Annotated in this window: 13 protein-coding genes; 5 read left to right on the top strand and 8 right to left on the bottom strand. The window is 73.0% G+C overall.

The window, feature by feature from the left end; translation table 11 throughout:
• Positions 1–24: 24 nt before the first annotated feature.
• A complete protein-coding gene (locus tag GKE82_RS09455; protein ID WP_154733107.1) occupies positions 25–1,497 on the bottom strand; it encodes a glycosyltransferase family 39 protein in 1,473 nt (490 codons plus the stop codon).
• Positions 1,498–1,553: 56 nt separating this feature from the next.
• Between GKE82_RS09455 and dnaX the strand changes: the two genes are divergently transcribed.
• Genes dnaX through recR form a run of 3 tightly spaced genes read left to right on the top strand, consistent with a single transcriptional unit; the run spans position 1,554 to position 4,481 of the window.
• Positions 1,554–3,530, top strand: coding sequence for a DNA polymerase III subunit gamma/tau (gene dnaX / locus GKE82_RS09450; RefSeq protein WP_154733106.1), 1,977 nt, complete (start codon positions 1,554–1,556; stop codon positions 3,528–3,530).
• A 3-nt stretch (positions 3,531–3,533) separates the two neighbouring features.
• Complete coding sequence (locus GKE82_RS09445; RefSeq protein WP_107566699.1) at positions 3,534–3,863, top strand: YbaB/EbfC family nucleoid-associated protein; 330 nt, start codon at positions 3,534–3,536, stop codon at positions 3,861–3,863.
• Positions 3,864–3,866: 3 nt separating this feature from the next.
• On the top strand, positions 3,867–4,481 hold the full coding sequence (gene recR / locus GKE82_RS09440; RefSeq protein ID WP_107566698.1) for a recombination mediator RecR: 615 nt from the start codon (positions 3,867–3,869) through the stop codon (positions 4,479–4,481).
• Positions 4,482–4,497: 16 nt separating this feature from the next.
• On the opposite strand, the gene GKE82_RS09435 is transcribed toward recR, so the two are convergent.
• Positions 4,498–5,754 carry a glycoside hydrolase family 3 N-terminal domain-containing protein gene (locus GKE82_RS09435; RefSeq protein ID WP_154733105.1) on the bottom strand — a complete coding sequence of 419 codons (1,257 nt, stop codon included), beginning with the start codon at positions 5,752–5,754 and terminating at the stop codon, positions 4,498–4,500.
• Positions 5,755–5,836: 82 nt separating this feature from the next.
• Here GKE82_RS09435 and GKE82_RS09430 point away from each other — a divergent pair, with 82 nt between their 5' ends.
• Together GKE82_RS09430 and GKE82_RS09425 are read left to right on the top strand one after the other, a co-directional pair.
• Positions 5,837–7,081: an aspartate kinase gene (locus GKE82_RS09430; protein ID WP_107569505.1), complete on the top strand. Its 1,245-nt coding sequence runs from the start codon at positions 5,837–5,839 to the stop codon at positions 7,079–7,081.
• Positions 7,078–8,160, top strand: coding sequence for an aspartate-semialdehyde dehydrogenase (locus tag GKE82_RS09425; protein ID WP_154733104.1), 1,083 nt, complete (start codon positions 7,078–7,080; stop codon positions 8,158–8,160). Before GKE82_RS09430 ends, GKE82_RS09425 begins: the two co-directional genes overlap by 4 nt.
• Positions 8,161–8,235: 75 nt before the next feature.
• On the opposite strand, the gene GKE82_RS09420 is transcribed toward GKE82_RS09425, so the two are convergent.
• From GKE82_RS09420 to GKE82_RS09395, 6 genes are all read right to left on the bottom strand, one after another.
• Positions 8,236–8,505, bottom strand: a complete 270-nt coding sequence (locus tag GKE82_RS09420) for a glutathione S-transferase N-terminal domain-containing protein (protein ID WP_154733103.1) — start codon at positions 8,503–8,505, stop codon at positions 8,236–8,238.
• 32 nt (positions 8,506–8,537) lie between these two features.
• On the bottom strand, positions 8,538–9,152 hold the full coding sequence (locus GKE82_RS09415; protein WP_154733102.1) for a response regulator transcription factor: 615 nt from the start codon (positions 9,150–9,152) through the stop codon (positions 8,538–8,540).
• A gap of 291 nt (positions 9,153–9,443) precedes the next feature.
• Positions 9,444–9,689: a hypothetical protein gene (locus tag GKE82_RS09410; RefSeq protein ID WP_107566693.1), complete on the bottom strand. Its 246-nt coding sequence runs from the start codon at positions 9,687–9,689 to the stop codon at positions 9,444–9,446.
• 140 nt (positions 9,690–9,829) lie between these two features.
• Complete coding sequence (locus GKE82_RS09405; RefSeq protein ID WP_107566692.1) at positions 9,830–10,756, bottom strand: CoB--CoM heterodisulfide reductase iron-sulfur subunit B family protein; 927 nt, start codon at positions 10,754–10,756, stop codon at positions 9,830–9,832.
• Positions 10,756–11,877, bottom strand: coding sequence for a succinate dehydrogenase/fumarate reductase iron-sulfur subunit (locus tag GKE82_RS09400; RefSeq protein ID WP_154733101.1), 1,122 nt, complete (start codon positions 11,875–11,877; stop codon positions 10,756–10,758). Before GKE82_RS09400 ends, GKE82_RS09405 begins: the two co-directional genes overlap by 1 nt.
• A complete protein-coding gene (locus tag GKE82_RS09395) occupies positions 11,878–13,572 on the bottom strand; it encodes an FAD-binding protein (protein WP_107566690.1) in 1,695 nt (564 codons plus the stop codon).
• Positions 13,573–13,600: the final 28 nt, after the last annotated feature.

The following is a 13,600-nucleotide window of genomic DNA, read 5'->3' as shown; positions in this document are numbered from 1 at the left end:
CCGTTGCTGCTCGTGCTTGCCTGCTCAGGGGCAGCGTCGCGACACCGACCACGACCCGTTGCGGGCGACGTTGTCGGCGTCCGCCGGCGGGCGCGGGATCGCCTTGCGCTCGTCGCGCGGGTCGAGGACGAAGCGCCGCGCGACGTCCGCACTGGCGGGGACGACGTAGCCGCCGCGCGGCGGCACGCCCGCGCGTTGCGTGACGACGATCCGCGACGGCGGCGCGTCGAGCCACAGCGCCAGCTGCGGCACGGCCCGCTGGTTGGGCACCGCGACACCGCACCCGCGGGTGATCGGCGCGGGGTCCGAGCCACGTGGCTCGGTGAGCGACCGCAGGTCGGCGAGGATCTGCGTCTGCGTCGTGATCGCGGCGCGCAGCCGGTCGATCCGGTCGACCTGGCCGGGGCCGAAGGCGACGAACAGCGTCGCCGTCGCGACCGCCCCGGCGTAGGCCGGTCGGCGCAGCCGGTCACCGGCGGGCAGCCGCGTGACGCCGACGAGCGCGACCGCGGCGAACAGCGCCAGCAGCACCGACGTCAGCAGCAGGTAGCGGGTGATGATCGGCAGCCCGGCGCCCGCCAGGAGGCCGAACGCGACGGCGGCGGCGAGGAGCGACGCGAGCCCGACCCGCACCGCGTGGACGGCCCGCAGGCGCAGGACCGCGAGCCCGAGACCCAGCGCGGCGCCGAGCAGGACGGGCTCGCGTGCGATCTCGCCGAGGCGGCGGGGCCCGTAGAGCGGCAGGTCCGCGAAGCCGCGCCGACGCTGCAGCACCTCGGCGTTGTCCTGGGTCCCGGTCAGCGAGTAGAGCGGGTCGCCGACGAGCAGCAGGTCGTGCAGCGCCCACAGGACGGGACCGGCGGCGGCGAGCACGACGAGGAGCGCGAGCCGCGGCGTCTCCCACCGCTGCGGCCACCAGAGGTAGACGAGGTAGCCGGCCGCGAGCAGCCACGCCTCCGGGCGGATCAGGCCGGCGAGCGCGAGCAGCACGAGGACCCCGGCGCCGTCCCGGGGCCGCCGTGTCTCGCGCAGGATCGCGGCGAGCACGAGGCAGACGAACGGGATGTCGACGTAGGCGCGCACGCCGAAGCTCAGGACCGGCTCGCGGGTGAGGACGATCGCGGCGGCGAGGATCCCGGCCGCCGGGCCCGCCCAGCGCTCGCCGAGGCGGTAGACGAGGTAGCCGAGCACGCCGAGCCACAGGAACGCGAGCGCCGTCACGATCGACTCCGCCGTCGTCCCGTAGGGCTGCGTCGCGACGCCGAGGTCCAGCGGGGCGAGCAGCGCGCCGGCGAGGTTCGCCAGCGGGTGCGGGGTGGGAGAGAGGAAGGCGCCCGTGTCGATCGGGTCGAGCCGGGCGATGTCGCGGCCCCAGAGCAGCGCGTACTCGGTGTCGTAGTTCGGGAACCCGTCGCCGCGGAACAGCACGAGCAGCGCCGCGGCGAGCGCCGGGGGCACGAGCATGGCCGGGAGCAGGGCTTTCACACGCGCGTGCACGAGGGCCGTGACGCTACCCGTCGGCCGCGCCGGGGGTATCCCTAGACTGGCTCCTCGTGTCCGCCGGCCCCTCGCTCTACCGTCGCCACCGCCCGCGCACGTTCGCCGACGTGGTCGGTCAGGAGCACGTCGTGCGCACCCTGCGCAACGCCGTCGAGCAGGGCAAGGTCCACCACGCGTACATGTTCGTCGGGTCCCGCGGGACCGGCAAGACGTCGATGGCGAAGATCCTCGCCGCGTGCCTGAACTGCACCGGGGCGGAGTCCCGGCCGACGGTCAGCCCGTGCGGCGCGTGTCCGTCGTGCGTGGCGATCGCCGCGGCGACGTCGCTCGACGTCATCGAGATGGACGCGGCGTCCAACAACTCGGTGGACGACGTCCGCGAGCTGCGCGACAGCGTCGCCTTCGCCCCGGTCTCGGGCGGCGCGAAGGTCTACATCCTCGACGAGGCGCACATGCTGACCACGCAGGCGTGGAACGCGTTCCTCAAGACGCTCGAGGAGCCGCCGCCGAACACGATCTTCGTGCTGGCGACGACCGAGGCCGACAAGGTCCTGCCGACCGTCGCGGACCGCTGCCACCGCTTCGACTTCCAGCGGCCGACCGTCGAGCAGCTCGCCGGGGTCGTCGGCCGCGTCGCCGCGCAGGAGGGGATCACGATCCCCGCCGACGCGGTCGCTCTCCTGGCCCGCCACGCGACCGGCTCGTTCCGCGACGCGCTCGGCACGCTCGAGCAGCTCGTCACCTACTCCGGGGCGGAGATCACGCTCGACGACGTCCTCGCGGTGCTCGGCGTCGCGGCGGACGACCAGCTGTTCGGCACGCTCGACGCCGTCGCGTCGCACGACGCCGCCGGGGTGCTGCGCGCGATCGCGGCGCTGTCGGACGGTGGCCGCGACCTGCAGCACTACAGCCGCCAGCTCGAGGGCCACGTGCGTGAGGTCATGGTCGTGCAGACGCTCGGGACCGTCCCGCGCGAGATCGCGATCACCCCCGACCGCGACGCGCGCCTGCTCGACCAGGCCCAGCGGGTGACGCCGGGCGACGTCGTGCGGTTGCTGGATCTGCTGGCCACGGCGCTGCGGGCCGTCCGCGACGGTGCGGACGCGCGCACGCAGCTCGAGCTCGCGCTCGTGAAGGCCGCCACCCCGCAGGTCGACGCGACGACCCGCGCGCTGATGGCGCGGATCGAGCGGCTCGAGGCCCGCCTCGCGTCCGGCGCGCCCGCCCCGGCACCGGTGCCGACGCCCGCGGCCGCCGCGGTCCCCGTCCCCGCGCCGGCCGCCGCCGCGCCCGCGCCCCCCGCGCCCGCGCCCCCCGCGCCCGCGCCCCCCGCGCCCGCGCCCCCCGCGCCCGCGCCCCCCGCGCCCGCGCCCCCCGCGCCCGCGCCCGTCCAGTCCGCGCCCGCCGCCACGCCGGCGCCGCCCGCCGCGCCCGCGCCGCCCGCCACGCCGGTGGACAGCCCGCCTGCGGCCCCCGCGGCGCCGACCGGCGCTGCGCCGTCGCCGCCCGCCGAGGCGCCCGCCGCCGCGCCCGCGCCCGTCCCGCCGGCGCCCGTCGCGTCGGCCGCTGCGCCCGCACCGGTCCCCGATCCGCCCGCTCCGCCGCCGCCCGCCCCCGAGCCGGTCGCCGCGCCCGGGGGCTCGATGGATCTCGACGGCGTCAAGGACCTGTGGCCCGCGGTGCTCGAGACGATCAGCGAGCAGAGCGGCCTGCTCGGCGCGGTCCTCGGCGGCGCGGTCCCGGTCGAGCTGCACGGCGAGGAGCTCGTCGTCGCGTTCGACGAGGGCAACGCGTTCATGCGCAAGAAGGCGGAGGACAAGCCCAACCGCGACGCCCTGGTCGAGGCCATCCGCTCGATCACCGGCATGCGCGCCCGGGTGACGTTCGACCTGCGTGACCTCAGCGAGGTCGTCCCGGAGATCGGCGCCGCCGCGCAGCCGATCGGCGAGGACGAGCTGCTCGCCCGCCTGAAGTCCGCGTTCGACGCGGAAGAGGAACCCGCCCCCGACCAGACCCCCACGGAGAGCTGACCGATGCCCCAGCCGAACATGAACCAGATGCTCAAGCAGGTCCAGAAGATGCAGGCCGACATGATGGCCGCGCAGGAGAAGCTCAAGGAGCAGGAGGTCACCGCGACCGCCGGTGGCGGCATGGTGACCGTGGTCGTCACGGGCGAGCTCGTCGTGAAGTCGATCGAGATCAAGCCCGAGGCGATCGACCCCGACGACCCCGAGATGCTGTCGGACCTCGTCCTCGCCGCGGTCAACGAGGGCATCCGCTCGGCGCAGGAGCTCGCCGCCAAGGCGATGGGCGGCGTCACCGGCGGCATGGACCTCGGCGGCCTGGGGCTCCCGGGCTTCTAGCCGTTGCAGGCCCCGTCCGTCCAGCGGCTCGTCACCGAGCTCGGCCGCCTGCCCGGGATCGGGCAGCGCAGCGCGCAGCGGCTCGCGTTCCACATCCTGCGCACGGACGCCGACGTGGCGCTCGCGCTGGCGGACGCGATCCGCGAGGTGAAGGAGAAGATCGGCGTCTGCGAGATCTGCTTCAACCTCGCGGAGGGGCCGCACTGCACGATCTGCCAGGACGAGCGCCGCGACGCCGCGCTGATCTGCGTCGTCGAGGAGCCCGGGGACATCGTGCCGCTCGAGCGCACCCACGAGTACCGGGGCCGCTACCACGTGCTCGGCGGTGCGCTCAGCCCGATCGACGGGGTGGACCCGGACGACCTGCGGATCGCCGAGCTGTACGCCCGCGTCGCCACCCCGCGCCCGGGGGACCCCGACGTCCGCGAGGTCGTGCTGGCCACCAACCCGACGACCACCGGGGAGGCCACCGCGCTGCACCTCGCCGCGGGCCTGCACGAGCGCGCGCCCGAGGTCACGGTCTCGCGGCTCGCCTCCGGCCTGCCGGTCGGCTCGGACCTCGAGTACGCCGACGAGGTCACGCTCGGCAAGGCCCTCGCGGGTCGCCGCGCGGTCTAGGCCCCGTGCCCGGCCCTCAGCCGACGTCGTAGCGGCGCTTCAGCGCGGCGACCCGGCCGAGCGCCTCGCGCACCCGCGCGGCGGGCAGCGCTCCCGAGCGGATCGCGCGGACCACGGTGCGCACCGCCTGCTCCTGGTCGGTCGCGTCCCCGGGCAGCAGCAGCAGGTCGCAGCCGGCGCGCAGCGCATCGACCGCGGCATCACCGGGCGTCGTGCCCGAGGCGAACGCGGCCGCCCCGAGGTCCGCGGACAGGACGACGCCGTCGAAGCGGGCCTCCTTGCGCAGCAGCGCGACCGCCTGCGGCAGCAGCGTCGCCGGGGTCACCCCGTCGAGCGCCGCGTACAGCGCCCCGCTCATCTGCACGACGGCGGCGTCCGGCGCGACCTCCAGGAACGGCTGCATGTCGGCGGCGCGCAGCTCGTCGAGGCCGAGCCCGACGGTCGCGGTGGTGCGGGCCGGGTCGGCGGACGCGGCGCCCTCCCCGGGGAAGTGCCCGACGACCGCGGCGACGTTCCCGCGCCGGTAGGCGCGCACCGCGGCGACGGTCTTGGCGGTGACGTCCGGGACGTCGGCGGCGAAGCCGCGCCCGTCCCACGGCCCGCCGATCGAGCCGAGGTCCGCGTCGGGCGCGAGCGTCATCGTCACCCCGAGCGCGCGCAGCTGCGCGGCCGAGCGCCGGGCCTGGTCGGCGGCGTCCTGCGGGGTCAGCTGGTCGAACTGGGCGTCGGGCGGGAGGTTGCCGAACGCGCTGTCCTCGCCGCCGGCCTGGCGGGCGACGACGAACGGCTCGTCGTGCCCGGCCGCGCGCGCGGCCGCCCCGACCCCGGCGGCGAGCGTGCGCAGCTGTCCCGGCTCGACGTAGTTCGGGCGCGTGAGCAGCACGCCGCCCCACTCGCGGACCCGCATCCGGGCGAAGAACGGCGCGTTCGGGGTCGTGCCCGGGAAGCCGACGACGAACAGCCGCGCGGCCGCCCGGTCGACCGGCACGCCGAGGTTCGAGCCCGCCGCGCCGCGCTGCGGCGCGGCGGTCGTCGTGCTGCCCGCGCCCGTCGCGGAGCCCTGTCCCGCCCGGCCGCTGCCGGCGGCCAGCAGCGGCGCGAGCGCGGAGATCAGGGACGATCCGCGCTCGCGGACCTCGGGCGCGGCACGGAACGAGGAGCCGCCCTCGGTGGTCGGCGCGGCGTCGTCGTCGGAGCCCGTGAGCAGCGGGATCGCCGCCGCCAGGGCGGCGAGGAGCACGACCAGCGCGACGGTGCGGCGACGCAGGTGCACGCCCATGGTCAGGGTCGCCCGCCCGCGAGGCGGGCACCCTCGTAGAATCGACCGTCCCCATGAGCTCCCCCCGACCGTCGTCATGAAGTTCGGTGGCACCTCCGTCGCCGACGCGGAGCGCCTCAAGCGCGCAGCGAAGCGCATCGTCGAGAAGCGCGAGGCCGGCCACCGGGTCGTCGCCGTGCTCTCCGCCCGCGGCAAGGAGACCGACCGGCTCATCGCCGACGCCTTCGAGGTCAGCCCGTCGCCGGACCCCCGCGAGATGGACATGCTCCTCTCCACCGGCGAGCGCGTCAGCTGCGCGCTCTGCGCGATGGCGATCAACGACCTCGGGCACCGCGCGATCTCCCTGACCGGTTCACAGGCGGGCATCGTGACAGACACGTCGCACACGAAGGCGAGAATCCTCGACGTGCGCGCCGACCGCATCACGAGCGCGCTGGACGACGACAACATCGTCCTCGTCGCCGGCTTCCAGGGCGTGTCGACCGCGAAGGACGTCACGACGCTCGGCCGCGGCGGCTCGGACACGACCGCGGTCGCGCTCGCCGCCGCCGTCGGCGCGGACGTCTGCGAGATCTACACCGACGTCGCGGGCGTGTTCAGCGCCGACCCGCGCATCGTCCCCGACGCGCGCAAGCTGAACGTCGTCTCGTTCGACGAGATGCTCGAGATGTCCGCCTCCGGCGCGGGCGTCCTGCAGCTGCGCAGCGTCGAGTACGCCCGCAACCACGGCGTGCGCATCCACTGCCGTTCCAGCTTCGACGACCAACCGGGCACGATCGTCGTGTCCGAGGAGGACACCGTGGAGAACCCCCTGATCACCGCCGTCACCCACTCGACCGGGGAGGCGCGCGTGACGCTGCTGGGCCTGCCCGACCATCCCGGCATCGCCGGGCGGGTGACGACGACGCTCGCCGAGGCGAACGTCAACATCGACATGATCATCCAGAACGAGCCGGTCACCGCCGACGCGAAGGCCGACATGTCGTTCACGATCCCGCGCGAGGACCTCGACACGGCCAAGGACGCGCTCGCGGCCCTGGCCGCCGAGCACGGCATCGAGATCCGCACCGACGAGTCGATGGGGAAGGTCTCGATCGTCGGCGCCGGGATGAAGTCGCACCCGGGCGTCGCCGCGAAGGTCTTCACGACGCTCGGCGAGCACGAGATCAACATCGAGATGATCTCGACCTCCCCGATCCGCATCTCCTGCGTGGTCCCGGGCGACAAGGTGCCCGACGCGGTCCGCGCCCTGCACAGCGCGTTCGAGCTCAGCGGCCCGGACACGATCCGGCCCGAGCAGCCCTTCGGGGAGTTCGCATGACCGGCGCCGGCGGAGAGGGGACCTGCCCGGTCACCGGCCAGGGCGGCGGCAGCGGCCCGATCGTCGGCATCGTCGGCGCCACCGGCGCGGTCGGCACGACGATGCTGCGGCTCCTGCGCGACCGGCGCTTTCCGGCGGCCGAGGTCGTGCCGCTCGCGAGCGCCCGCTCGGCGGGCAAGGTCCTCGACGGCGGCCTGAAGGTCGAGGAGCTCGCCGACCGCAACATCGGCGGGATCGACATCGCGATCTTCAGCGCCGGCGGCTCGATCAGCCGCGAGTGGGCGCCGAAGTTCGTCGAGAAGGGCGCGATCGTCATCGACAACTCCTCCGCGTTCCGCGCGGACCCGGAGGTCCCGCTCGTCGTCAGCGAGGTCAACGGCGACCTCGTGGCGCAGACGCCGAAGGGCATCATCGCCAACCCCAACTGCACGACGATGGCGTTCATGCCGCCGATGAAGGCGCTGCACGACGTCTACGGCCTGCGGTCCCTGGTGGCGTCCAGCTACCAGGCGGTCGGCGGCGCGGGGCAGAAGGGCATGGACGAGCTCGCCGAGCAGATCCCGACGATGCTCGGGCAGCGCGAGAAGCTCGTCGACGCCGGCGCCGAGGCGTACGCGTCGGTGACCGCGAGCGTCCACGCGAAGCCGATCGCGTTCAACGTCGTGCCGTGGCTGGGCTCCGAGAAGGAGGGCGGCTACACCGACGAGGAGCTGAAGATGCTCAGCGAGAGCCGCAAGATCCTCGACCTGCCCGAGCTGACCGTCGCCCCGACGTGCGTGCGCGTGCCGGTCATGGTCGGCCACGCGATCGCGATCCGCGCCACGTTCGCGCGCGAGGTCGACGTCGACGAGGCCAAGGCGGCGCTCGCGGCGATGCCCGGCGTCGCGCTCGACGACGTGCCGACCCCGCTGGAGTGGGCGGGCCGCGACGAGGTCGTCGTCGGCCGCATCCGCAAGGACCTCGCCGACCCGTGCTCGCTGAACCTGTTCGTGGTCGGCGACAACCTGCTCAAGGGCGCCGCGCTCAACACGATCCAGATCGCGGAGCTGCTGGTCGAGAAGGGCCTCGTCCGGACCTGAGTCCCGGGGTGGCGCGCGACCGGCGCGCCACCGTGCTGCCGTCGGGTCCGGTGACCGGACCCGACGCGTGGCGCGCTAGGAGAAGAGCTCGCCGGCGCGGATGCGCTTGGCCATGTCCTTGGACTCCTCGCGGTACGCGGAGCCGTCCTCGAACTCGATGACGGGGAGCTTGCTCTGGCCGCTGAGCGCCTCGAGCGCCGGGCGGTTGCCCTTCTTCAGGCCGTTGTGCTTGACGACCTCGTACTCGATCCCCTGGTCGCGCAGCGCCTTCTCCGCGTTCCAGCAGGCGTCGAGGCTCGTGTGCAGGAAGGTGAACTGGCAGCGGTGGAGCTTGACCTTGGGCATGGCGTCACCCTACCCGCTGACGAGCGTCGGGCTCAGCGGGACGTCAGGCCGGCGAGCTCGCGACGGGTCCGCACCCCGAGCTTGCGGTAGATGTTGCGGCGGTGGGTGCGGACGGTCTCGACGCCGACGTGCAGCGCGAGCGCGATCTCCGCGTTGGAGGCGCCGCGCTGGAGGTGCTCGAGCACGTCGGCCTCGCGCGGGGTGAGGAGGTCGGGGCCGACCTGCTCGCCGGCCGTCGCGGCGCCGCCCGCCGCGGAGCGGGGGAGGACCTGCAGGCCGCGGGAGGCGAGGTGGATCGCGTTGAGGACGTCGCGGGCCTGCGTGTCCTTGCTCAGGCAGGCGGTCGCGCCGAACGCGAGCATCTGGTTGGCCTCGGCGGGCCCGGGCCGGTTGGCGAGCACCACCAGGCGCGTGTCGGGGTGCGCGGTGTGCAGGCGGCGGACGTCGGCCGGGCTGCGCAGCCCGCCGAAGTTCACGATCGCGACGCGCGGCCGGTGCACCCGCAGGACCCCGTCGAGGTCGTGCTGCTCGACGTCGGCCGCCACGATCTCCAGGTGCTCGTCGTCCTCGACGAACGCGCGCAGGCCCCGGGCGACGAGGTCCTCGAAGCGGGCGAGCGCGACGGTGATGGAACGGCGGGCGACCATGGTCCTGTGACCCCTATCGGCAGCCGGGCCCGAAAGGGTGAGGGCGATCTCACCCGTTTCTCACCCGGGCGCTCACCCGAAGATCACCCGGGTGAGGGGACGACGGCCGCTGACCGCTGCGTCACCATTGCCTCATCGCCTGACGCACACACGGCGAGCCGGTCGGACCACGGGAGGGACGACCGCGACAGAGCTTCCCTGGGGCGGAATGGGGTACGCAACACCGGGAGTCGGAACGGGCGGGCCAGGACGGCCCGCCCGTCCGCGTTCCGGGGCCGTCGGGGGACGGCGTCAGTCGTCGTCGACCGGCGGGATCTCGCGGCGTAGCCGCTCGCGCGCCGCGTCGAGCCGGGCCACGTCCAGCGGTCCCGCGGGGCTCGTGCCGCCTTTCGGCGCGCCGAGCGCCCGGGCGCGCTCGGCGATCCCGTCCTCGGAGGGCAGCGGCAGGAACGAGCGCGGCGCGGGCTTCGCGGCCGCCCGCTTGGGGCGGCGCCGCCCGGGGAGGGGGAGCACCTTGTCGAGATCCGGCAACCGCATCGAGCGCGCATCCTATGCCCCGGCCGGGGCGTCGTGGCGCCCCGACAGGACGCCCCTGCAAGCGGGGGTGCAGAACGACCGAGGCCGCCCCGTGGGGCGGCCTCGAAGGTCCTGCGGGATCGGCACGCGGCCGGGCGTGGCTACCAGCCGCCGCCCTCGGCGCCGACGCCCGCGATCACGCTCGTCGACCAGTCGACGACCGCGGTGGGCTTCACGACGTGCTTGTTCAGCCCGATCTCCTTCGGCGACAGGCCGAGGGCCAGGCCGACGAGCTGGGGCAGGTGCAGCACCGGCATGTTCAGCGGCTTGGGCGTGAGCTTCGCCGCGATCGGCTGCTGCAGGTCGAGGTTCAGGTGGCACAGCGGGCACGGCGTGACGATGCAGTCCGCGTCCGCGTCCTGCGCGTCCCCGAGGTTGCGCGCCGCCATCGTCAGCGACGCCTCCTTCTTCATCGTGATGATGGGGAAGCCGCAGCACTTGTGCGAGCCGGCGTAGTCGATGACCGTGCCGCCGAGCGCCTCGATGACCAGCGACAGGTAGCTGTCACGCGGGTTCTCGTCGTCGATGCCCAGGCGGTCCGCCGGACGGACGATGTAGCAGCCGTAGAACGGGCCGACCTTCAGGCCCGTGAGGGGCTTGACGACCTTCTCCTTGAGCTTGTCGAGGCCGTAGTCCTCGACGAGCATCCACAGGAAGTTCTTGTTGGCGATGCCCTGCTGGTAGGTCAGGTTCTCCTTGGCCAGCGTCTCGTTGACGTGGTCGCGGTAGACCTTGTTCGCGTCCAGGCGCTCCTGCGACTCGCTCTGCGCGCCCTGGCAGGTCGAGCAGATGTTCATCATCAGGTCGGCGCCCTTCGCCAGCTCCTGCTGCGCCAGCGCGAACGTGCGGGCGTTGAGGGTGTCGGCGAGCTCCTGGTTGTGCTCGGCGATGACGCCGGCACCGGTGCAGCAGGCACGGTCGAGCTCGACGAGCTCGATCCCGAGCTTCGGCGCGACCTGCGCCATCGAGCCGTGCAGCTCGGGGGTGAAGCCGCGGCTGACGCAGCCGGGCCAGTAGGCGACCTTCATCAGGTGGTGCTCCGATCCTCGACGGCGCCCGCGACGGGCTGTTCCAGGTCCTTGTCGTCCCCGACCACGTACAGGTTCAGCTCGTAGCGCTCCTCGCGCGAGCCGATCGTGTCGAAGATCTCGCGGACGGCCTTGACGTCCTGCTTGGGGATCTTGTGCGGCACGAGCGCGAGCTTCGGGTTGACCTTGCGCCGCAGCACCGCCTTGGTGATGACCGGCAGCGAGGACACGAGCTCGGCGCCCGCCTTCGGGGCGAACTTGCCGAACCAGCTGTCGCCGCCGTACGAGCGCGGGAGCAGCTCGGCCTCGTGGAGCAGGCCGCCCTGCTTGACGAGCGTGACGAACGCGGCCTCGTGACGGTGGCCGTTGTTGCGGTCGTCGATGTGGTGGTCGGAGCCGGCGCGACGGCGCAGACGCATGATCTGGTTCATCGGCGCGACGCCCTTCGGGCACGCCTCCACGCACTTGAAGCAGTGCGTGCAGTTGTAGATGCCGTTGGGGTCCTCGGAGAGGTCCTTCAGCCGCTGCTGCTGCTCGGCGTCACGCGGGTCGCCGACGAAGCGGTACGCCTTCGCGAGGGCGGCCGGGCCGATGAAGCCCGGGTCGACCTCCATCGAGAGGCAGTCCGAGACGCAGGCGCCGCACTGGATGCAGGCCATCGTCTGGGTCACGTCGACCATCGAGACGCGGTCGACGACGTACTCGCGCTCCGGCACCGGGGTCTTGCCGATCAGCCACGGGGTGACGCGGTTGATCTTCTTCCAGTGGACCGCGTCCATGTCGACGATCAGGTCCTTGATGACGGGCATGTTGCCCATCGGCTCGACCGTGATCTTCCCGTCCTTGGAGCGCTTGAGCGCCTCCTCGAGATGGGTGTGGCAGGCGAGGCCGGGCTTGTCGTTGATCCGCACGCCACAGGAGCCGCAGATCGCGGCACGGCACGAACAACGCACGCCGATCGAGCCGTCGTACTTGGCCTTGGCCTGCAGCAGGCCCTCGAGCACCGAGCGGTGCGGCTCGAGGGTCACCGTGTGCTCGTCCCAGTACGGGGCCTCGCCCGAGTCCGGGTCGTAGCGGCGGATGCGCAGGGTGAAGTCCTGCGCGGGCTTACGAGTGTCCATCTAGTACTTGCGCTCCTCGGGCTGCCACTGGGTGATGGTCACGGGCGAGTAGTGGATCGTCGGCACGTCGTCGCCGTTGATCGACGTGTTGATGTGCTTCTGCCACTCGTCGTCGTTGCGCTCCGGGAAGTCGGTGCGGAACTGCGCCCCGCGGGACTCCTTGCGCTCGAGCGCGGCGACGACGCAGCACTCGGCGGCGTCGAGCATGTAGCCGAGCTCGATCGCCCCGAGCACGTCCTGGTTGAAGACGGTGCCCTGGTCGTCGATGTAGGCGGACTTCGCCTCCTCCTTCAGCCGCCGCACGACCTCGTGCGCGTGCTGGAGGCCGGCCTCGTCGCGGAACACCGCGACGTAGCGGTTCATGACGGTGCCGAGCTCGTCCTTGATCTCGGAGACGCGGCGCCCGGTCTTCGGGCGGCCGATGATCTCCTTGATCTCCGCCTCGTCCTTGAGCAGCTGCGTGCGGTCGTTGGTCGGCATCGTCATGCTCTTCGCGCGCTCCGCGGCGTGCTCGCCGGAGCGGCGGCCGAAGATCAGCGTGTCGAGCAGCGAGTTGGCGCCGAGCCGGTTGCCGCCGTGGACGGAGACGCAGGCGACCTCGCCGGCGGCGTACAGGCCGGGGACCGGGGTCGCGCCGTCGACGTCGGTCTTGACGCCGCCCATGATGTAGTGCTGGCCGGGCCGGATGAGGATCGGCTCCTTGGTGATGTCGACGCCGGCGAAGTCCTTGCCGATGTTGACGATCTCGCGGAGCGCCTCGAGCGTGCGCTTCTTCGGCACCACGGTGATGTCGAGGTAGATGCCCGCCCCGTCCTCGCCGACGCCGCGACCCTCGTTGATCTCGGTCTGCTCGGCGCGCGACACGACGTCGCGGGAGGCGAGCTCCATCTTGTTGGGCGCGTACTTCTCCATGAAGCGCTCGCCCTCGGAGTTGAGGAGGTGCGCACCCTCGCCGCGGGCGCCCTCGGTGATGAGGAAGCCGTTCTCCAGCAGCGTGGTCGGGTGGTACTGGATCATCTCCATGTCCATCAGCGGCACGCCGGCGCGGTACGCCTGCGTGATGCCGTCGGCGGTGCAGATGAGCGCGTTGGTGGACGGCTTCCAGATCTGGCCGGCGCCACCGGAGGCGAGGATGACGTTCTTGGCGGTGAAGACCTCCATGTCGCCGGTGCGGATGTTCCGCGCCACGCAGCCGGTGCAGGTGCCCTCGTCGTCGAGGATCAGGGAGGTGGTGAACCACTCCTCGTACCGGTCGACGGTGTCGGAGTGCTTCATCAGCTGCTCGTACAGGACGTGCAGGATCGCCTGGCCGGTGATGTCGGCGACGTATGCGGTGCGCTTGACCGAGGCGCCACCGAAGGCGCGGAGGTCGAGCAGACCGTCGTCGTTGCGGTGGAACGTGACGCCGATGTGCTCGAGGTGCATGACCTCGGCGGGGGCCTCGGAGCACATCACCTCGATGGCGTCCTGGTCGCCGAGGAAGTCTGATCCCTTGACGGTGTCGTAGGCGTGGGAGCGCCAGTCGTCGGTGACGCTGACCGCGGCGTTGATGCCGCCGGCGGCGGCCACCGAGTGTGAGCGGACCGGATGGACCTTGCTCATGATCGCGACCGTGACTCCGGCCTGGGCTGCGGCGAGGGCGGCTCGCTGACCTGCGAGTCCCGCGCCGATGATGAGGACGTCGTGTGAAGGCATGAACTCTCTCTGCGACGGACGTGTTCTA

Origin of the sequence: Conexibacter sp. W3-3-2, assembly GCF_009707605.1 — a bacterium.
Taxonomy (GTDB): Bacteria; Actinomycetota; Thermoleophilia; order Solirubrobacterales; family Solirubrobacteraceae; genus Paraconexibacter; species Paraconexibacter algicola.
Note: the sequence above shows the minus strand (reverse complement) of the source record. Positions and strands in the feature narration are given on the sequence as shown.

Coding starts and splice junctions, on each gene's coding strand:
- GKE82_RS09445 (WP_107566699.1), top strand. CDS start 3,534: ATGCCCCAGCCGAACATGAACCAGATGCTCAAGCAGGTCCAGAAGATG.
- GKE82_RS09430 (WP_107569505.1), top strand. CDS start 5,837: ATGAAGTTCGGTGGCACCTCCGTCGCCGACGCGGAGCGCCTCAAGCGC.
- GKE82_RS09425 (WP_154733104.1), top strand. CDS start 7,078: ATGACCGGCGCCGGCGGAGAGGGGACCTGCCCGGTCACCGGCCAGGGC.
- GKE82_RS09420 (WP_154733103.1), bottom strand. CDS start 8,505: ATGCCCAAGGTCAAGCTCCACCGCTGCCAGTTCACCTTCCTGCACACG.
- GKE82_RS09415 (WP_154733102.1), bottom strand. CDS start 9,152: ATGGTCGCCCGCCGTTCCATCACCGTCGCGCTCGCCCGCTTCGAGGAC.
- GKE82_RS09410 (WP_107566693.1), bottom strand. CDS start 9,689: ATGCGGTTGCCGGATCTCGACAAGGTGCTCCCCCTCCCCGGGCGGCGC.
- GKE82_RS09405 (WP_107566692.1), bottom strand. CDS start 10,756: ATGAAGGTCGCCTACTGGCCCGGCTGCGTCAGCCGCGGCTTCACCCCC.
- GKE82_RS09400 (WP_154733101.1), bottom strand. CDS start 11,877: ATGGACACTCGTAAGCCCGCGCAGGACTTCACCCTGCGCATCCGCCGC.
- GKE82_RS09395 (WP_107566690.1), bottom strand. CDS start 13,572: ATGCCTTCACACGACGTCCTCATCATCGGCGCGGGACTCGCAGGTCAG.